At 71.0% G+C, this 17,879-nt stretch carries 17 protein-coding genes and 1 pseudogene; 11 read left to right on the forward strand and 7 right to left on the reverse strand.

Annotation, left to right across the window (positions count from 1 at the left end; genetic code table 11):
* Positions 1 to 90: 90 nt before the first annotated feature.
* Complete coding sequence (locus AB0C02_RS08430) at positions 91 to 321, reverse strand: hypothetical protein (RefSeq protein WP_357542575.1); 231 nt, start codon at positions 319 to 321, stop codon at positions 91 to 93.
* Between the two features lie 273 nt (positions 322 to 594).
* Between AB0C02_RS08430 and AB0C02_RS08435 the strand changes: the two genes are divergently transcribed.
* Both AB0C02_RS08435 and AB0C02_RS08440 read left to right on the forward strand, forming a co-directional pair.
* Positions 595 to 1,440 (forward strand): helix-turn-helix transcriptional regulator, encoded by an 846-nt coding sequence (locus AB0C02_RS08435; protein WP_357542577.1) that lies wholly within the window; start codon positions 595 to 597, stop codon positions 1,438 to 1,440.
* Positions 1,441 to 1,449: 9 nt separating this feature from the next.
* Positions 1,450 to 1,650 (forward strand): DUF397 domain-containing protein, encoded by a 201-nt coding sequence (locus AB0C02_RS08440; protein WP_357542579.1) that lies wholly within the window; start codon positions 1,450 to 1,452, stop codon positions 1,648 to 1,650.
* Positions 1,651 to 1,716: 66 nt separating this feature from the next.
* On the opposite strand, the gene AB0C02_RS08445 is transcribed toward AB0C02_RS08440, so the two are convergent.
* The 4 genes from AB0C02_RS08445 to AB0C02_RS08460 all read right to left on the reverse strand — a co-directional run bounded on the left by AB0C02_RS08445 (position 1,717) and on the right by AB0C02_RS08460 (position 5,637).
* On the reverse strand, positions 1,717 to 2,508 hold the full coding sequence (locus tag AB0C02_RS08445; RefSeq protein WP_357542874.1) for a putative protein N(5)-glutamine methyltransferase: 792 nt from the start codon (positions 2,506 to 2,508) through the stop codon (positions 1,717 to 1,719).
* Positions 2,509 to 2,701: 193 nt separating this feature from the next.
* Positions 2,702 to 3,817, reverse strand: coding sequence for a cystathionine gamma-lyase (locus AB0C02_RS08450; RefSeq protein WP_357542581.1), 1,116 nt, complete (start codon positions 3,815 to 3,817; stop codon positions 2,702 to 2,704).
* 87 nt (positions 3,818 to 3,904) lie between these two features.
* Entirely contained in the window at positions 3,905 to 4,912 is a 1,008-nt protein-coding gene (locus tag AB0C02_RS08455) for an NAD(P)H-dependent glycerol-3-phosphate dehydrogenase (RefSeq protein ID WP_357542583.1), read from the reverse strand.
* Positions 4,909 to 5,637 carry a lysophospholipid acyltransferase family protein gene (locus AB0C02_RS08460; RefSeq protein ID WP_357542585.1) on the reverse strand — a complete coding sequence of 243 codons (729 nt, stop codon included), beginning with the start codon at positions 5,635 to 5,637 and terminating at the stop codon, positions 4,909 to 4,911. The genes AB0C02_RS08455 and AB0C02_RS08460 overlap by 4 nt, the downstream gene beginning before the upstream one ends.
* A 112-nt stretch (positions 5,638 to 5,749) precedes the next feature.
* Here AB0C02_RS08460 and cofC point away from each other — a divergent pair.
* The 9 genes and pseudogenes from cofC to AB0C02_RS08505 form a co-directional block, all read left to right on the forward strand.
* Positions 5,750 to 6,361 (forward strand): annotated as a pseudogene (gene cofC / locus AB0C02_RS08465) (2-phospho-L-lactate guanylyltransferase); the annotation flags it as partial.
* Between the two features lie 30 nt (positions 6,362 to 6,391).
* Positions 6,392 to 6,589 (forward strand): cold-shock protein, encoded by a 198-nt coding sequence (locus AB0C02_RS08470; RefSeq protein ID WP_357542876.1) that lies wholly within the window; start codon positions 6,392 to 6,394, stop codon positions 6,587 to 6,589.
* Between the two features lie 54 nt (positions 6,590 to 6,643).
* Positions 6,644 to 8,944 (forward strand): RNA degradosome polyphosphate kinase, encoded by a 2,301-nt coding sequence (locus tag AB0C02_RS08475; protein ID WP_357542587.1) that lies wholly within the window; start codon positions 6,644 to 6,646, stop codon positions 8,942 to 8,944.
* A gap of 291 nt (positions 8,945 to 9,235) precedes the next feature.
* Positions 9,236 to 10,225, forward strand: a complete 990-nt coding sequence (locus tag AB0C02_RS08480; RefSeq protein ID WP_357542589.1) for an ABC transporter permease — start codon at positions 9,236 to 9,238, stop codon at positions 10,223 to 10,225.
* A 39-nt stretch (positions 10,226 to 10,264) separates the two neighbouring features.
* Entirely contained in the window at positions 10,265 to 11,998 is a 1,734-nt protein-coding gene (locus AB0C02_RS08485; protein WP_357542591.1) for an ABC transporter substrate-binding protein, read from the forward strand.
* Positions 11,999 to 12,132: 134 nt separating this feature from the next.
* Positions 12,133 to 13,116 carry an ABC transporter permease gene (locus tag AB0C02_RS08490; protein ID WP_357542593.1) on the forward strand — a complete coding sequence of 328 codons (984 nt, stop codon included), beginning with the start codon at positions 12,133 to 12,135 and terminating at the stop codon, positions 13,114 to 13,116.
* Between the two features lie 69 nt (positions 13,117 to 13,185).
* Positions 13,186 to 14,331 carry an ABC transporter ATP-binding protein gene (locus tag AB0C02_RS08495; protein ID WP_357542595.1) on the forward strand — a complete coding sequence of 382 codons (1,146 nt, stop codon included), beginning with the start codon at positions 13,186 to 13,188 and terminating at the stop codon, positions 14,329 to 14,331.
* A 10-nt stretch (positions 14,332 to 14,341) separates the two neighbouring features.
* Positions 14,342 to 15,424, forward strand: a complete 1,083-nt coding sequence (locus tag AB0C02_RS08500; RefSeq protein WP_357542597.1) for a dipeptide ABC transporter ATP-binding protein — start codon at positions 14,342 to 14,344, stop codon at positions 15,422 to 15,424.
* Between the two features lie 57 nt (positions 15,425 to 15,481).
* Positions 15,482 to 16,363 (forward strand): NUDIX hydrolase, encoded by an 882-nt coding sequence (locus tag AB0C02_RS08505; protein ID WP_357542599.1) that lies wholly within the window; start codon positions 15,482 to 15,484, stop codon positions 16,361 to 16,363.
* A gap of 91 nt (positions 16,364 to 16,454) precedes the next feature.
* Here AB0C02_RS08505 and AB0C02_RS08510 read toward each other — a convergent pair whose 3' ends face one another.
* Positions 16,455 to 17,132: an HU family DNA-binding protein gene (locus AB0C02_RS08510; RefSeq protein ID WP_357542601.1), complete on the reverse strand. Its 678-nt coding sequence runs from the start codon at positions 17,130 to 17,132 to the stop codon at positions 16,455 to 16,457.
* A gap of 158 nt (positions 17,133 to 17,290) precedes the next feature.
* A complete protein-coding gene (gene leuD / locus AB0C02_RS08515; protein WP_357542603.1) occupies positions 17,291 to 17,878 on the reverse strand; it encodes a 3-isopropylmalate dehydratase small subunit in 588 nt (195 codons plus the stop codon).
* Position 17,879 lies beyond the last annotated feature (1 nt).

The raw sequence follows: 17,879 nt of genomic DNA on the forward strand, positions 1-17,879 counted from the left end.
ACCCGGGGAGATGGGCGGCCGGTGGCGGGACCTGCCACCGGCCGCCCGACGTCCCGCCCCGACTCGTTCGGGTCCGTGAGGCGGGCGGATTCAGCCCAGGTGCTCCAGATCACGGGGGCGGCGGCCGACCGCGATGACCTTGACCCGCTGCCGTCCGGCGCGGACCATGCCCAGCGCCATGAAGGCGCCGGCGATCCGGTCCGCCGCCTCCCGGCTGCTCGCCCCGACCACCTGTCGGCGGCGCTCCGGGCTCACCCGCTCGTTGCGCGCCAGGCCGTCGAGGGGCCGGACGTCGGTGAGGACCACGAGGAAGCGGGTCATCCCCGTACACCGCCGCCCGGGGGGCGGCAGCCCATCGTCATGCAATCCCCTTCCCGTCGGTTCCGCCGGTAGGGGCACGCGGCGGTCGGGTTGTGGGGGAGATCCAACCCGACCACCGCGCGCCCCATCCCCTCCGGTCGCTCACCACCACCGTCGCCACGACAACCGGTGGTGAGGACGTGGATACAGATTGACAGGTGGACACGCGTGAATGCAACTCTCATCGACATTCTCTCACGCCCATCTTCCCGCTGGATGTGCGACCATCGATGCATGGCGCCTAAGACCGCCCGGGCCCGACGGCTCGGCATCGCCCTGCGAACCCACCGGGAGGCCGCCGGCCTGACCCTCGAGGCCGCGGCCGACGAGATCAACAGCACCCGGAGCACCCTGTCCCGCTACGAGAACGCGCAGACCCTGGTCACCCCGGCCACCGTGCGCGCCCTGCTCACCCTCTACGGAGTGAGCCCGGACGAGATCGCCGCGGCGGTCCAACTGGCCAAGGACGCCCGCAAGCCCGGCTGGTGGGTCTCCTACTCGTACCTGCTGGACCGGCGGACCATCGACTTCATCGCCCTGGAGGCGGAGGCGACCGGGATAGCCAACTTCGAACCCTCGGTGGTGCCCGGGCTGCTCCAGACCGCCGACTACATCCGTGGCGTGATGCGCGGCGGCCCGCACACGCTCAGCGACGAGCAGGTGGAGCAGCGGGTCAAGCTGCGGCTCGACCGGCAGCAGCGGCTCACGGATGACGATCCGCCGATATTCGACGCCATCCTCGACGAGGGCGCGTTGCTGCGCCCGGTCGGCGGCCGGTCCGTGATGGAGGGCCAGTTACAGCACCTGCTGAAGATGGGCGAGTTGCCCAACATCACCGTCCAGGTGATCCCACTCGCCGCCGGCTACCACCGGGGCACCCGGGGCTCGCTGCACATCCTGGAGTTCGCCGACCCGGAGGACCCGATCATCGCCTCGGTGGAGACGGTCGCCGGGCAGATGGTCCTGGACCGGCCGGGCGACCTGCGTACCTGCACCAAGATCATGGAGCACCTGCGGACCGTGGCGCTGAGCCCGGCGGCCAGTCGGGAACAGCTCCTCCGCCTGTTGAACGAGAGGTAGAACGTTGTGATGAACGGCACGAACAGCCCCCGCCCGCCGGCCAGCGGCTGGCGCAAGAGCAGCCACAGTGGCGACGAGGGCGCGTGCGTCGAGGCGGCGCTGCTTTCGGAGGCGGTCGCGGTCCGCGACTCCAAGGACCCGGCCGGCCCGGTGCTGGTCTTTCCCTCGGCCGCCTGGGCAGCCTTCACCAGCGCGCCGCCGCGCGGCTGACCCCGCCCCGCCCTCGGCCGGGCCGGCGCCCGCGGCGCCGACCCGGCCAGGTGCCGGCCGTCGCGCTCAGGCGGGTCGGCGGGCGGTGACCGCCGTCGCGTCCAGCTCCTCGTCGTGCACCACGGTCGGCACCAGGCCGGCCGCGGCCAGCAGCCCGCAGAGCGCCTCGGCCTGAGCGGCGCTGACCTCGACCGCCAGGTGCCCGCCCGGGGCGAGCCACTCGGCCGCGCCGGCCGCGACCCGGCGCAACACGGTCAGCCCGTCCACGCCGCCGTCCAGCGCCACCGGCGCCTCGTACAGCCTCGCCTCCGCCGGCATCAGCGCCAGCGCGCCGCTCGGCACGTACGGAGCGTTCGCCACCACCAGGTCGAGCCGGCCCCGCCACTCGGGCGGGACGGGCCCGAACAGGTCGCCCTGGTAGACGGGCACGCCCAGCGGGGCAAGGTTGCGGCGGGCGCAGGCCACAGCGGCCGGGTCGATGTCGGCGGCAGCCAGCCAGCGCGGATCGAGCCGGCCGCGCAGCACCAGCGCGGCGGCGCCCGAGCCGCAGCAGAGGTCCAGCACGGCGGGTGCCGGCCCGGCCGCCGCCGCGGCGGCGGAGACCAACAGGGCGGTCCGCCCCCGGGGCACGAACACCCCGGGGTCGACGGCGACCCGCAGGCCGCAGAACTCGGCCCAGCCGAGCAGGTGCTCCAGCGGCCGGCCGGCGACCCGGCGATCGACGAGGTCGGCCAGCGCCGGGGCCGTGTCGGCGGCGGCGACCAGCAACTCCGCCTCGTCCTCGGCGTAGACGCAGCCGGCGGCGCGCAGCCGGGCGACGAGGGCGGGGCGGTCGGGATGAAACGGTGCCATGGAAATGCCTTTCGGGAGCGCTCGTCGGCGCTCCCGGCGTCGCCTAGTCTCGGGGCGACGCGGACTCGGAGGGGGCGCCGGTCCTTCGCTGGTGGATCGGTCTCACCTCCTCGGGTCGGGGCCCAGGGGGCCGTGGCTGCCCGTCACGATAGCGGAGCCGACGCGGTCGGGCCGCCCCGGCGTCCGGCCCTGAGGCACGTCAGGCCGCGCTGGCGTCCAGCGCGGCAGCGACATCCGCCACCAGGTCGGCGGTGTCCTCGATGCCGCAGGAGAGCCGGACGAAGCCGGGGGTGGTGTCGTCGCCCCACTGGGCCCGCCGGTCGGCGGTGGTGTGCACCCCGCCGAACGAGGTGGCGGCGGCGACCAGGCGGGACGCGTCGATGAACCGGGCCACCCGGTCGGCGTCGCCCAGGTCGAACGAGAGCACCCCGGGCATCCGTCGCATCTGGACCGAGGCCACCGGATACGCCGGGTCCTCCGGCAGCCCGGGCCAGCGCAGGCCGGCGACGTCGGCACGGCCGGCGAGCAGCCGGGCGAGCGCCTCCGCGTTGGCGGCCTGCCGGGTCAGCCGCAGGTCCATGGTGGCCAGCGAGCGGTGGGCCAGCCAGCAGTCGAACGGCCCGGGCACCCCGCCGGTGGTGGTGCGCCAGGCGGTCACCGGGTCGAGCAGTTCGGCGGAGCGGGTCGCCACGTAGCCGAGTAGCAGGTCGGAGTGGCCGGTGAGCGCCTTGGTGCCGGAAGCCACCACCACATCGGCGCCGAGGTCCAACGGGCGCTGCCCGAGCGGCGTGGCGGTGGTGTTGTCGACCGCGACGAGCGCCCCGGCGGCGTGCGCGGCGGCGGCCAGCGCCGGCACGTCGGCCACGTCCAGGCCGGGGTTCGCCGGGGTCTCCAGCAGCACCAGCCGGACACCCTCGAAGGAGGGGTACGGGCCGGCGGTCGGCACGAAGTCGACACGTACGCCGATGCCGGCCAGGGTGTCGGTGGCGAACCCGCGTACCGGGAAGTAGCCGTCGGTCGGGAGCAGCACCGTGTCGCCGGGGCGCAGCAGCGCCAGCAGCAGCCCGGTGATGGCCGCCTGGCCGCTGGCGAAGACCCGGCAGTCCCCGCCCTCAAGCTCCCCGATGGCCGCCTCCAGCAGCCGCCGGGTCGGGTTGTCGGGCCGGCCGTACCCGTTGGGTGCCGCCGCCGGCCCCTGCCACGGGTCGACGTGGTAGGGCGCGGCGAAGACCGGCCCGGGCAGGAACGGCGCCCCCGGCGTCGGCGTGGGCAGCCCGGCGTGCACGCTGCGGGTGCCGTCACCCCAGTCGCTCATGCAGCCGCCTCGCTCCGCTCAGCGGCCGCATGAGACTCCAGCGCACAGTGCCCGATGATTCGCTCGCTCCGCTCGCTCATGGCCGCCTCACTCGTACGACTCGGGCTTCGCGGTCCGGCTCATCAGGGCGTCCACGGCGAGCCGCGGATCCATCCCCTCGTGGCAGATCCGCTCGATCTGCTCGGTGATCGGCATCTCCACCCCGTGTGCCCGGGCCAGGTCCCGGATGGCCAGGCAGCTCTTCACACCCTCGGCGGTCTGCCGGGTGGCCGCCTGCGCCTGCTCCAGCGTCTCCCCCCGGCCCAGGTGCTCGCCGAAGGTGCGGTTGCGGGCCAGCGGGGAGGAGCAGGAGGCGACCAGGTCGCCCATGCCGGCCAGACCGGCGAAGGTGAGCGGGTCGGCGCCGAGCGCCACGCCCAGCCGGGCGGTCTCGGCCAGGCCCCGGGTCATCAGCATGGCGCGGGTGTTGTCGCCGAATCCCATCGCGGTGGCGATCCCGTAGGCCAGGGCGATTACGTTCTTCACCGCCCCGCCCAGCTCGCAGCCGACCACGTCGTCGTTGGTGTACGGGCGGAAGTACGGGGTCCGGATGGACGACTGGACCAGGGCGGCCCGGCGGCTGTCGGTGCCGGCGACGACGGTCGCGGCGGGCTGCTCGGCGGCGATCTCGGGGGCCAGGTTGGGCCCGGAGACGACCACCACCCGATCGGCCGGCACCCCGGCGGCCTCCATGATCACCTGGCTCATCCGCTTGGTGGTGCCCAGCTCGATGCCCTTCATCAGGGAGACCAGCGTGGCGTCGGGGTCCAGGTACGGGGTCCACGCGGCGAGGTTGCCGCGCAGTGTCTGCGACGGCACGGAGAGCACCACCACCTCGGCCCCGGCGATCGCCTCCTCGGCGTCACCGGTCGCGGTGACCCGGTCGGGCAACCGCACGTCGGGCAGGTATTCCGGGTTGCGGCGCTCGGTCCGGATCGCCTCGGCCACCGACCGCCGCCGGGCCAGGATCGTCACCTCCCGACCGGCGTCCGCGAGGATCTTGGCGAACGCCGTCCCCCACGACCCCGCCCCCAGCACCGCGACATGCCCGCTCACTGTCCGGCCTCACGGCTGCCTCGCCGGGTGGCGGGACGCTCCCACAGCGGCGGTGGGGTGCCGCCACGGATCTCGGCGACCATGTCGCGGATCCGCAGCATGATCACGTCGGTCATCTCCTCCAGGGTGGCCCGGGTCGGCGTGGCGCCCGCCCACTTGCTCAGGTCGATCGGGGGCCCGGCCACCACCGTCACCGGGGTCCGCGGGCGCAGCCCGAGCCGGGCGGTGCGCGGGTTGAACATCCGCTCCGGCCCCCACATGGCGATCGGGATCACGGGCGCGCCGGTGGCCAGCGCCAGCCGGGCCGCCCCGGTCTTGCCCTTCATCGGCCAAAGGTCCGGTTCGCGGGTGGTGGTCCCCTCCGGGTAGATCACCACCGCGCCGCCCTCCCGCAAGGCCGCGACCAGCTTGTCCAGCGACCTTGCCGCCTCGATGCTGCCGCGCTCCACCGGGATCTGCTTGCACCGGTGCAGGATCCAGCCGATCACCGGCACCCGGAACAGGCTGGCCTTGGCGAGAAACTGCGGCCAGCGCCCGGCGTCGTGGATGAAGTGCGCGGAGACCAGCGGGTCGGCGTGCGAGATGTGGTTCGGCACGATGATGATGCCGCCGGGGTGGCGCAGGTGCTCCATGCCCCGCCAGGTGCGCCGGGTCCAGACGAACAGCACCGGCTTGACCAGCACCACGGCCAGCCACTGCCAGAATCCCAGCCTCCGCGGTGCCACCCTGCCTCCTCGTAGTGCCCCGACCCGCACGCCACGCCCGCGACGAAATCATGCCTGCTCGCCCTGAGTCCGGCCAGTGAGGGTACCGCCGTCCGACTGGCAGGATGGTCTCGTGCCCGAGCCGACCTGGACCGTCGTGGTGCCGGTGAAGCGCCTCGGGGCGGCGAAGAGTCGCCTGCGGGGCGCGCTGCCCGGCATACCCCATGAGGCGCTGGCGCTGGCGCTGGCGGCCGACACGGTCCGCGCGGTGCGGGCCTGCCCGGCGGTGGGCGAGGTCCTGGTGGTCAGCGACGACGCGCGGGTGGCGGCCGAGGCGACGGCGGCCGGCGCGCGGGTGGCGCCGGACCCGGGCGCCGGGCTGAACGCGGCCTTCCGGCACGGCGCGGCGGTCGCCGGTCCGAACGCCGCGGTGGCCGGCCTCACCGCCGACCTGCCGGCGCTGCGCCCGGCCGAGCTCGTCGCAGCGCTGCGGGCCGTCGGAGCCGGTCCGCCCGGGGTACGCGGGTTCGTGGCCGACGCCCCGGCCAGCGGCACCGTGCTGCTCGCCGCCCCGGCCGGCGTGCCGCTGGACCCCCGGTTCGGGGTGGGCTCGGCGGCGGCGCACGCGGCGAGCGGGGCGCTGCCGCTGGGTGGCGACTGGCCGACCCTGCGCCGGGACGTGGACACTCCCGCCGACCTGGCCGCCGCCGCGCGGCTGGGGGCGGGTCCACGCACGGCGGCACTGCTCAGCCAGGCCGTCGGGTACGGTGCTGGCATGCAGGGCACGGTGGCCACCTACGACGCGTCGACCCGTAGCGGGGTGCTGCTGCTCGACGACGGCACCGAGCTGCCCTTCCCGGCCCGCGCCTTCGACGCCTCCGGGCTGCGGCTGCTCCGGCTCGGCCAGCGGGTCCGGATCGAGCGGGACGCCGCGGGCGAGATCATCCGCGTGACGTTGCCGACGATGGCCTGAGCAAGCTGCCCCGAGTTCATTTTCGGTTCACCCGAATCGGGGAATCATGAGGTGGTGAGCACCCCTCGCGAGCACCCCGAGAGCACGCAGCACCTTCCCGGGCCGGCGGCGCCCCGCAACGGCGTCCGCCCCCGGGACACCGACGGCCGGTTCCGCCGGGTCCGCGCGCCGGAGGAGGACCTCGCCGTCGACCCGACCGACCTGGACGCCGCGGCTGCCTCCACCGGCCTGGAGGAGTCGCTCGACCCGGTCGAGGGCCCCGGCCCGTACGCCGAACGCGTGGGGGCGCAGCCGTTGCCCGAGGACCGGTTCCTCAACCGGGAGCTCTCCTGGCTCGACTTCAACGCCCGGGTGCTGGCGCTGGCCGAGGATCCGCGTACGCCGCTGCTGGAACGGGTGAAGTTCCTGGCCATCTTCGCCAGCAACCTCGACGAGTTCTACATGGTGCGGGTGGCCGGGCTGAAGCGGCGGCTCTCCGCCGGCCTACCGATCCGCGGCGGCGACCGGCTGCCGCTGCGGACGCAGCTGGAGCTGATCGCGGAGAAGGCCGCCGACCTGGTCGCCCGGCACGCCGCCTGCTTCGTCGAGGACGTGCTGCCGAGGCTGGCCGAGGAGGACATCCGGATCCTGCGCTGGGGTGAGCTGGACGATCCGGAACGGGAACGGCTGCGCACCTGGTTCCGGGAGCACATCTTCCCGGTGCTCACCCCGCTCGCGGTGGACCCGGCGCACCCGTTCCCGTACATCTCGGGGCGGTCGTTGAATCTCGCCGTCTCGGTACGCGACCCGGACGGCGGTTCGGAGCTGTTCGCCCGGGTGAAGGTGCCCAACAACGTGCCGCGCTTCGTCCGGGTGTCCCGGGACGCCCCCGGCGTCCGGTTCATCCCGGTGGAGGACCTCATCTCGGTGCACCTCGGGCAGCTCTTCTCCGGGATGCAGGTGGTGGAGTGCCACCTGTTCCGGGTCACCCGCAACGCCGAGGTGGAGGTGGACGAGGACCGCGACGAGGACCTGCTCCAGGCGCTCGAACGGGAGCTGGCCCGCCGCCGTTTCGGCCCGCCGGTCCGGCTGGAGGTCGCCGCCTCGATCTCCGACCGCATGCTGGAGTTGCTCGTCCGCGAGCTGGACATGCATGACCAGGAGGTGCTGCGGGTGCCCGGCCTGCTGGACCTCTCCGCGCTCTGGCAGGTCTACGGCGAGGCCGATCGCCCCGAGCTGAAGGACCCGCCGTTCGTGCCGGCCACCCATCCCCGGCTCACCGAGGGCGAGGTGCCGCGCAGTGTCTTCGCCACCCTGCGCGACGGCGCCGTGCTGGTGCACCACCCGTACCACTCGTTCGCCACCAGCGTGCAGCGCTTCATCGAGCAGGCCGCCGCCGACCCGGGCGTGCTGGCCATCAAACAGACCCTCTACCGCACCAGCGGCGACTCCCCGATCGTGGACGCACTGGTCGACGCGGCCGCCGCCGGCAAGCAGGTGGTGGTGCTGGTCGAGCTGAAGGCGCGCTTCGACGAGGTGGCGAACATCGGCTGGGCCCGCACCCTGGAACGCGCCGGCTGCCACGTCGTTTACGGCCTGGTCGGTCTGAAGACGCACTGCAAGACCGCCCTGGTGGTACGCCAGGAGGGCAACCAGATCCGCCGCTACTGCCACATCGGCACCGGCAACTACCACCCGAAGACCGCCCGGACCTACGAGGACTTCGGCATGCTCACCGCCGACCCGGAGATCGGCGCCGACCTGACCGACCTGTTCAACGTGCTCACCGGCTACAGCCGGCAGACCGCGTACCGGCGGCTGCTGGTGGCCCCGCAGGGCATCCGCGGTGGCCTGATCGAGCGGATCGAACGGGAGATCGCGCACGTCCGGCTCGGCATGCCGGGCCTGGTGCAGATCAAGGTGAACGCGCTGGTGGACGAGGAGGTAACCGACGCCCTCTACCGGGCCTCCCGGGCCGGCGTCCACGTCGACCTGCTGATCCGGGGCATGTGCACACTGCGCCCCGGGGTGCCGGGGCTGTCGGAGAACATCCGGGTCCGCTCGATCCTCGGCCGATTCCTGGAACACTCGCGCATCTTCCGGTTCGGCAACAACGGCGACGGCGAGGTCTGGATGGGCTCGTCCGACCTGATGCACCGCAACCTGGACCGCCGGGTGGAGGCGCTGGTGCAGGTGAGCGACCCGGTGGCCCGGGCCGAACTCGACTATGTGCTGACCGCCGCCTTCAGCCCGGAGGTGGATGCGTTCGAGCTGGCCGCGGACGGCAGCTGGAGCCGGCGCACCGGCAGCGGAGACGAGCCGCTGACCCACCTGCAGGATCTGCTGCTACGCCGAATCGGCGCGACGGCCGGCTGAGTAGGCGCGGTGTCCTCTTAGGTCAGTCGTTATTGAACCGCAACGAAAATTGCTTGCAATCGTCGCCTACGCATGGGTGTTAAGGTCAGGACGTACATCGCCGCCAATTGATCATGATGTTTTCCCCTGCGGGCAAATGATGTAACTTATCTGTTATCGATGGGGCCGCCAAAGGTATTCCCACACCCTTGAACGCTCACTAGGTTTCAGGGCGTGGATGGGTCAGGGGCGGCAGCACAAGGGAAGCTCGGCAGTGCCGGCGATTCCCGCGAGGCCGAGAAGCCTTTCGTCGTGGTCAGTTCCGAGTCGCGGGCGCCGAGACCGCGGTTGGGGCCGGACGGGAAGCCGGCCACGACGAGCAAGTCACCGTTACGGATCGCTCTGATCCGGCTGCGACAGGACAAAGTGGCGATGGTCTGCCTCGCCATCTTCATCGTCTACATCCTGATCGCGATCCTCGCGCCCCTGCTGGCCAAACTGGAGGGCCAGGACCCGTACACGAACCACTTCGAGTTGACCGACCGCTACGGCTACCCGATCGATGGCCCCAACAGCGAGCACTGGTTCGGGGTGGAGCCCCGGCTGGGCCGCGACCTGTTCGCCCGCTGGGTCTACGGCGCCCGCCCGTCGCTCATGGTCGCCGGCCTGGTCACCGTCATCACGACGATCGTCGGTGTGGTGGTGGGCTTGATCTCGGGCTTCTTCGGCGGCTGGATCGACCGGGTGTTCGGTTGGGTCATCGACTTCGTGTTGAGCCTGCCCTACCTGATCTTTGCCATCGCGATGCCGGCCGTGATCATTTCCGTCATCTACGGCGCCGTCGAGAACACCGACCCGGACCAGGTCGGCCAGGTCCGCATCTTCTCCCTGATCGCGGTGCTCTCCTTCTTCGGCTGGGCGAGCCTCGCCCGCCTGATCCGCGGGCAGGTGCTGTCGCTACGCGAGCGGGAGTTCATCGCGGCGGCCAGGGTGCTGGGCGTGCGGAGCCGCGCGATCCTGTTCAAGGAGTTGCTGCCCAACCTGGTCGCGCCGATCGTCGTATCGATGTCGCTCGCCCTGCCCAGCTACATCGTGGCCGAGGCGGGGCTGACCTTCCTCGGCGTGGGGCTGACCGAGCCGACACCGTCCTGGGGCGTCACCATCGCCGCCGCCCAGACCTACTACCGAGCCGTGCCGCTCTACCTGTGGCTGCCGGTCCTCGGCATCACGATCCTGGTGCTCGTCCTGAGCCTCCTCGGAGACGCCGTCCGCGACGCCTTCGACCCCAAGACCCGTCGCTGACGGTGTCATCCAGCAAGTAACTGAGAGGAGTGAGAGGTCGTGAGGAAACTAACGGCTATCGTCGCGGTGGCCGCCCTGGCCACCTTGAGCGTGACTGCCTGTGGCGACTCCAAGTCCAAGGACGGAAACTCGCAGGACAAGTCCGAAATCGCCCAGGACCAGATGGCGGCCGATCCGAACGCCAAGGGGCCCGCCCCGGAGGTTCCGGGGGCGCGCAAGGGCGGGACGCTGACGGTCTACTCGCAGTCGACGCCGAACACGTTCGACCCGACCGACATCTACTACACCGACTCGAACGAGATCGGCAAGCTGCTGTTCCGTACGCCCACGCAGTTCATCATCCGCAAGGGCATGCCGGTGCTGGTGCCGGACCTGACCGACCTCGGGACGGTCTCCGACGACAAGCTGACGTGGACGTTCAAGATGCTGTCCGGCATCAAGTACGCCGACGGCACGGACGTCAAGGTCGAGGACATCGCGTACGCGATCAAGCGTTCGTTCGCCCACGACGTGTTCATCAACGGGCCGACGTACCAGACCGACTACTTCAAGGACGCCGACAAGTACAAGGGCCCGTACGTCTCCGGTGAAAACTACGCCGGTGTCGAGACTCCGGACGCCAACACCCTGGTGATCCACCTCGACAAGCCCTTCGCCGACCTGCCGTTCTACATGACCTTCTCGATGTTCACGCCGATCCCGCAGGCGAAGGACAACCGGCAGGACTACAAGAACAACCCGATGGCGACCGGCCCCTACCAGTTCGACGCCTTCACCCCGGGCACGGAGCTCAAGCTCAAGAAGAACACCTACTGGGACGCCAACACCGACCCGGCGCGCCACCAGTACGTCGACGCCTGGGACTTCAAGTGGGGCCAGGACGACGTCAAGACCCAGCAGCAGGTCCTCAACAGCGCCGGCCCGGACGCCAGCGCCATCAACTACGCGAACATTGACTCGTCGCTGATCCCGCAGCTGACCGGCGACAAGATGAACCAGCTGGTCCGGGGTGCCAGCCCGTGCACCATCGTGTACCAGATGGACACCCGCAAGATCCCGCTGGAGGTCCGCAAGGCGATCGCCAAGGCCTGGCCGTACGACCAGATCTGGAAGGCCGCCGGCCTCAACGACTACATCGCCGAGCCGGCCACCACGATCCTGCCGCCGAGTGTGCCGGGCTACAACAAGTACACCCCGGCGCCCGACCTGAACGGTACCGGTACGGGCGACCCGGCCGCGGCCAAGAAGATGCTCGAGGACGCGGGCAAGCTCGGCTTCGAGGTGAGCTGGTACTACGACAACACCAAGCCGATCCCGCAGCAGGTCACGCAGATCCGGTCGGACGCGCTGAAGGCGGCCGGCTTCACGCCGAAGCCGATCGGTGTTGCCACCGCCGACCTGCGCTCCAAGGCCAACGACTACAACGCGCCGGTCAACATGGGTCAGGCGCCCGGCGGCTGGTGCTCGGACTGGCCGACCGGTGGTAGCTGGTTCCCGGTCCTGTTCCGCAGCCAGAGCCTCAAGGACAACCTGAGCTGGGGCATGATGAGCGACCCGGCGCTCGACGCCGAGATCGACGCCGTCGGGGCCCTGCCCGCCGCGGATGCCGCGGCCAAGTGGGGCGAGCTCGACAAGAAGATCATGGACATGTACGTGGCGATCCCCCGCTACTACGACAAGATGGCCATCCTGTTCGGCACCAACGTCGGTGGCGGTGAGGGCGACGGCACGGTCGGTATGCCGTTCCTGCCGAACCTGTTCCTCAAGAGCTAGCTGGTGATTGAGTCGCTCCCGGCCGATGCGGATCGGCCGGGAGCGGCCCACAGCGCGGCACTTTCCGTCATCTGCGAGTCTTTCCCGCTCGGACCGCGGTCCGACGTCAGCGTGAGTTTGTGAGGAGCCCGGCCGTGCTGAGCTATATCCTGCGTCGGATCGCTACCGCGATCTCCGTGATCGTCGTGACGATGGTGGCCAGCTTCGGGCTCTTCTTCCTCGCGCCCACCGATCCGGCGGGCGCCATGTGCGGCCGCAACTGCACCCCGGAGCGGATCGCGGACATCACCAGGAGTCTCGGGCTCGACGAACCGTTCCTCCCGCAGGTCACCAAATACATGAAGGGCGTCGTCGTCGGCCGCACCTTCACCTCCGGTGGCACCACCGTCGAATGCTCGGCCCCCTGCCTGGGCTACTCCTACCAGCTCGGCCAGCCGGTCACGAAGCTGATCGGCAACGCACTTCCGGTGACCTTCTCCATCGTCATCGGCGGCGCGGTGGTCTATCTGTTCATCGGCGTGCTCGCCGGGACGGTCGCGGCGAGGCTGCGCGGCACCTCGGTGGACCGGCTGGCCGTCGGCGCGTCGTTGGGGATCAGTTCGGTCCCGTACTTCGTCGTGGCGCTGCTGGCGGCCCTGTACCTGGCCGGGACTTTCCTGCCGAGATCCGAGTACACCCCGTTCTTCGACAATCCCTTCGCCTGGGCGTCCGGGCTGGTCGCCGCATGGCTCATCCTGGGCCTCACCAACGCCGCCGGATACACGCGTTATGCGCGGGCGTCGATGATCGAGTCGCTCGGTGAGGACTACGTGCGGACGGCGCGGGCCAAGGGCATCAGTGAGCGCCGGGTCGTCTACCGGCACGGGCTGCGGGCGGCGATCACACCGATCGCGACGATCTTCGGGCTCGACCTCGCGTTCCAGCTGACCGGAGCGATCTTCACCGAGGCGATCTTCGGCCTGCCGGGGCTCGGCGTGCTGACGCTACGGGCCTTCTCCTTCTTCGACCTGCCGGTGCTCATGGGCGCCGTCCTGGTCGGCGCCGTCGCCCTGGTCGTCATGAACCTGGTCGTCGACATCGTTTACACCATTCTCGATCCTCGGGTGAGGCTTGGATGATCCACACAGGGCGCGCGTGGCGGCACGCGTTCGGCACAGCGACCGGGACTTTCGAGACGAGGCGACAGCATGGCTGAGGAGATCGTGGGAGCCCGCGTTCCGGCGGCTCGCGAAGCCGCCGATGACGCCGCCGGCACCTCGGCCGGGCCCGAGACCATCGGCCGCACCCGGCGTGCTCGGGGCCGATCGGACGATGAGCCGTTCCTGTCCGTACGGGACCTCACCGTCACCTTCCCGACGTCCGACGGCCCGGTGCACGCCGTCCAGGGGCTCAGCTATTCGGTGCCGCTGGGTCGGACGGTGGCCATCGTCGGTGAGTCCGGCTCCGGCAAGAGCGTGTCGAGCATGGCGATCATGGGTCTACATGATCCCAAGAGCACTCGGGTGACCGGCTCGATCAACCTGGGCGGCATCGAGATCGTCGGCATGAGCCAGGAGGGGCTGCGACGCCACCGCGGCGCCGACGCCGCGATGATCTTCCAGGATCCGCAGTCCTCGCTGCACCCGTTCTTCACCGTGGGCAACCAGATCATGGAGGCCTACCGGGAGCACAACAACGTGTCCAAGCGCGCCGCGCGGGAGCGGGCGGTCGAGATGCTGGGCATGGTCGGCATCCCGAGCCCCCGGCGCCGGTTGGACGACTTCCCCCACCAGTTCTCGGGCGGGATGCGCCAGCGCGTCATGATCGCGATGGCACTGGTGAACAACCCCAAACTCCTCATCGCCGACGAGCCGACGACCGCCCTCGACGTCACGGTGCAGGCGCAGATTCTCGACCTCATCATGGATCTGCAGCAGGAGTTCGGGTCCGCGGTGCTGTTCATCACCCACGACCTCGGTGTCGTGGCGGAGATCGCCGACGACATCCTCGTCATGTACGGCGGCAGATGCGTCGAGTACGGCCCGGTGAACTCGATCCTCGGAGCGCCGGTGCACCCGTACACCTGGGGGCTGCTCGGCAGCATCCCGGCGGTGTCCGGGGCGTCGGCCCGGCTGCGCCCCATCCCCGGCACGCCGCCGAGCCTGCTCGCGCTCCCCAAGGGCTGCTCGTTCCACCCGCGTTGCGAGTACGTCTCGCGCGTTCCGAACGCGGCCTGCCGGGAGGAGTTGCCGGAGTTGAGGCCGCGCACCGCAGATGTTGAACGGCTGTCCCGATGCCACCTCTACCAACCTGACCAGCTCTTCGAGGCCGAGGTTCTGCCTCGGCTGCCATGAGGGAAGCGCGATGACCACGACTGCCACCGAGCCCGTAACGCCCCCGGCCCGCGCCCGCATCCCGGCCGTGCCGGGCGCCCCGTTGCTGGAGCTCAAGGACCTCGTCATGCACTTCCCCATTCGCGGCGGTGGCCTGCTGCGGCGTAGGTCGAGCGCGGTGCAGGCGGTCAACGGCATCTCGCTGACCCTGCGCGAAGGGGAGACCCTCGGCCTGGTCGGTGAGTCCGGCTGCGGCAAGACGACCACCGGCCGGCTGATCACGCGGCTGCTGCAGCCGACGAGCGGACAGATCCTCTACCAGGGGGTCGACATCGCCCATATGGACGAGCGGCAGCTGCGCCCGTACCGGCGGGAGATCCAGCTGATCTTCCAGGATCCGTACTCGTCGCTCAACCCGCGTCATACGGTCGGCACGATCGTGGGTACGGCCCTTCGAGTGCACGACATCGTGCCCAAGGGGAAGGAGATCCCCCGGGTCCAGGAGTTGCTCGAGGTGGTGGGGCTCAACCCCGAGCACTACAACCGTTACCCGCACGAGTTCTCCGGCGGTCAGCGGCAGCGCATCGGCATCGCCCGGGCGCTGGCGGCCCGGCCGCGCGTGATCGTCGCCGACGAACCGGTCAGTGCGCTCGACGTCTCCATCCAGGCGCAGGTCATGAACCTCCTTGAGGATCTGCGCAAGGAGTTCGGCATCGCATTCATCTTCGTCGCCCACGATCTCGGCGTCGTGCGGCACTTCTGCGACCGGGTCGCCGTGATGTATCTCGGCCAGATCACCGAGATCGGCCCACGCGAATCGGTCTACACCGCGCCGCGGCACCCGTACACCCAGGCCTTGCTCTCCGCCGTGCCGGACCTCGCCCTGGTACGCGGGACACCGCCGAAGCAACGCATTCGGCTCGCCGGGGATGTGCCCAGCCCGGTCGATCCGCCCTCGGGTTGCCGGTTCCGCACCCGGTGCTGGAAGGCGGCGGAGATCTGCGCCACCACTGCGCCACCACTGGAGGAGAAAGCGGCGGGGCAGTTCGTGGCATGCCATTTCGCGGCCCCGCCGACGGCCTCGCTCGTGGCGGAAATCGGCGACGACGCGTGAACTCGGCAGGGCCGCGTTCACGCGTACCGGTGCGCTCGACACCGTTACCGTGAGCGGATGACGGACGACGAGCCGGTGGGCATCCGCGCGGCGGGCGGGGTCGTCTGGCGCCCCGGGGCCGGTGGCGTCGAGGTCTGTCTCGTGCACCGGCCCAGGTACGACGACTGGTCGCTGCCCAAGGGCAAGCTGGACGCCGGGGAACACCCGCTGCGGGCCGCCGTCCGCGAGGTCGCCGAGGAAACCGACGTACGGGCCGTGCCGCAGGTGCGCCTGCCCACGGTCCGCTACCGCAGCGAGGGGCGGCCGAAGGCGGTCGACCACTGGTCGATGCGGGCCGTCGCGAGCGGCGGATTCCAGCCGGGCACCGAGGTCGACGAGGTGCGCTGGTTCGGGGTCGACGAGGCGGCACGCCGGGTCAGCTACCCGCACGACGCCGAGGTGATCGTCGCGTTCGCGGCGCTGCCGCCGGTCACCAACACCGTGCTGCTGCTCCGGCACGCGCACGCCGGCAGGCGGGGCACCTGGGCCGGCCCGGACACCGGCCGGCCGCTGGACGCGCAGGGCTGGGCCCAGGCGCGGGCGCTGGCCGAGCTGGTGGCCGTGGTCCGTCCGGTACGACTGCTCGCCGCCTCGGCCCGCCGCTGCGTGCAGACCCTCGATCCGGCGGCCGCGCTGCTGGACCTGCCGATCGAGGTGACCGGCGACCTGGACGAGCCGAAGCCCGGCCAGCAGCCGGACGAGTGCGTCCTCGCCGCAGCGACCTGCCTCACCGCCCTGGCCGCCGCCGGCGACCCGGTCGCGGTGTGCAGCCAGGGCAAGGTGATGCCGGGCCTGCTGGAACGTCTCACCGGCCGGGCGGACGACTTCACCACCCCCAAGGGCGGCGGTTGGCTGCTCGCCTTCGCCAACGACCACCTACTCGCCGCCGACCGCCTGTAAGGAGGGGCCGGGCGAGCGCTGCGGCGGGTCAACGCGTACCCACGAAAAGGGCGCCCACCGCAGACGGTGGGCGCCCTTTTCGGCGGTGCGGTCAACGCCGCGTGGTGCTCTTCCGGGCCGGTGCCTTCTTCGCGGGCGCCTTCTTGGCGGCGGTGGTCTTCTTCGCCGCCGTGGTCTTCTTGGCCGCGGTGGTCTTCTTCGCCGCCGTGGCCTTCTTCGCCGGCGCGGTCTTCTTCGCCGCCGTGACCTTCTTCGCCGGCGCGGCCTTCTTGGCGGCAGTGACCTTCTTGGCGGCCGTGGTCTTCTTCGCGGCCGGGGCCTTCTTCGCCGCGGCGGTGGTCGTGGCGGCCTTCGCCGCCGTGGTCTTCTTGGCGGCGCCGGCCGCGGTGGTCTTCTTCGCCGCGGCCGCCTTGGCCCCGGCCGCCTTCGTGCCGGCGGCGGCCTTGGCGGCGGCTGCGGTGATCTTCTTGGCGGCGGCGGTGTTCTTCGCCACCTTGCCGTTGGCCACCATCTCCTTGAAACCAGCGCCTGGGCGGAAGGTCGGGACGGAGGTCTTCTTGACCTTCACCGCCTCGCCTGTCCGCGGGTTGCGCGCTGTTCGGGCACCCCGGACGCGCTTTTCGAACGCTCCGAATCCGGTGATCGCCACCTTCTCGCCCTTGGTGACCGCCGCCTGGACCTCAGCGAGGACCGCGTCGAGCGCGGCCGTCGCCGTCTTCCGGTCCCCCAGGCGAACGGCGAGCGCCTCGATGAGCTCGGCCTTGTTCACGACTTCCTCCCGATTGTGCAACTGACTACGCGAGCCATTCTGCGCGCACGGTATGCCCTGTGATGCCGGGATACAAACATTCGGTGGAAAAAAGGCGTTGTGTCGTAACGGATTCGCCCCCACCGGCCGGGCCGGTGGGGGCGAAAAGCTATCTGCGGTCAGGCGACCGACGGCAGAAACGCCGGCCGGGACCGCTCGTACGCGCCGATCTCGGCCGCGTGCCGGAGGGTGAGTCCAATGTCATCCAAGCCCTCCATCAGCCGCCAACGGCTGTGGTCGTCCAGCGGGAAGGCCCAGGTGGCATCCCCGGCGCGGACCTGGCGGGCGGCGAGGTCGACCGTGATCGGGGTGGTGGGGTCGGAATCCACCAGATCCCAGAGTTCCTCCACGGCCTGCAATTCCAGCTCGACCGGAAGGAGACCTTCCTTGAGCGCGTTGCCGCGGAAGATGTCGCCGAAGCGGGGCGAGATGACGGCCCGGAAGCCCCAGTCCCGCAGCGCCCAGACGGCGTGCTCGCGGGAGGAACCCGTACCAAACTCGGGGCCGGCGATGAGAATCGAGGCTCCCAAATGGGTGGGGTCGTTGAGAACGAATGACGGATCCTCCCGCCACGCGCTGAAGAGCCCATCGGCGAACCCGGTCCTGGTCACCCGCTTGAGGTACACGGCGGGGATGATCTGGTCGGTGTCCACGTTGGATCGCCGCAGCGGCACTGCGGTGCCGGTGTGGGTGTTGAACTTGTCCATC

The sequence above is a fragment of the Micromonospora sp. NPDC048999 genome (genome assembly GCF_040649295.1).
GTDB lineage: Bacteria > Actinomycetota > Actinomycetes > Mycobacteriales > Micromonosporaceae > Micromonospora.

Coding starts and splice junctions, on each gene's coding strand:
- AB0C02_RS08430 (WP_357542575.1), bottom strand. CDS start 321: ATGACCCGCTTCCTCGTGGTCCTCACCGACGTCCGGCCCCTCGACGGC.
- AB0C02_RS08435 (WP_357542577.1), top strand. CDS start 595: ATGGCGCCTAAGACCGCCCGGGCCCGACGGCTCGGCATCGCCCTGCGA.
- AB0C02_RS08440 (WP_357542579.1), top strand. CDS start 1,450: ATGAACGGCACGAACAGCCCCCGCCCGCCGGCCAGCGGCTGGCGCAAG.
- AB0C02_RS08505 (WP_357542599.1), top strand. CDS start 15,482: ATGACGGACGACGAGCCGGTGGGCATCCGCGCGGCGGGCGGGGTCGTC.
- AB0C02_RS08500 (WP_357542597.1), top strand. CDS start 14,342: ATGACCACGACTGCCACCGAGCCCGTAACGCCCCCGGCCCGCGCCCGC.
- AB0C02_RS08450 (WP_357542581.1), bottom strand. CDS start 3,817: ATGAGCGACTGGGGTGACGGCACCCGCAGCGTGCACGCCGGGCTGCCC.
- leuD (WP_357542603.1), bottom strand. CDS start 17,878: ATGGACAAGTTCAACACCCACACCGGCACCGCAGTGCCGCTGCGGCGA.
- AB0C02_RS08495 (WP_357542595.1), top strand. CDS start 13,186: ATGGCTGAGGAGATCGTGGGAGCCCGCGTTCCGGCGGCTCGCGAAGCC.
- AB0C02_RS08470 (WP_357542876.1), top strand. CDS start 6,392: ATGCAGGGCACGGTGGCCACCTACGACGCGTCGACCCGTAGCGGGGTG.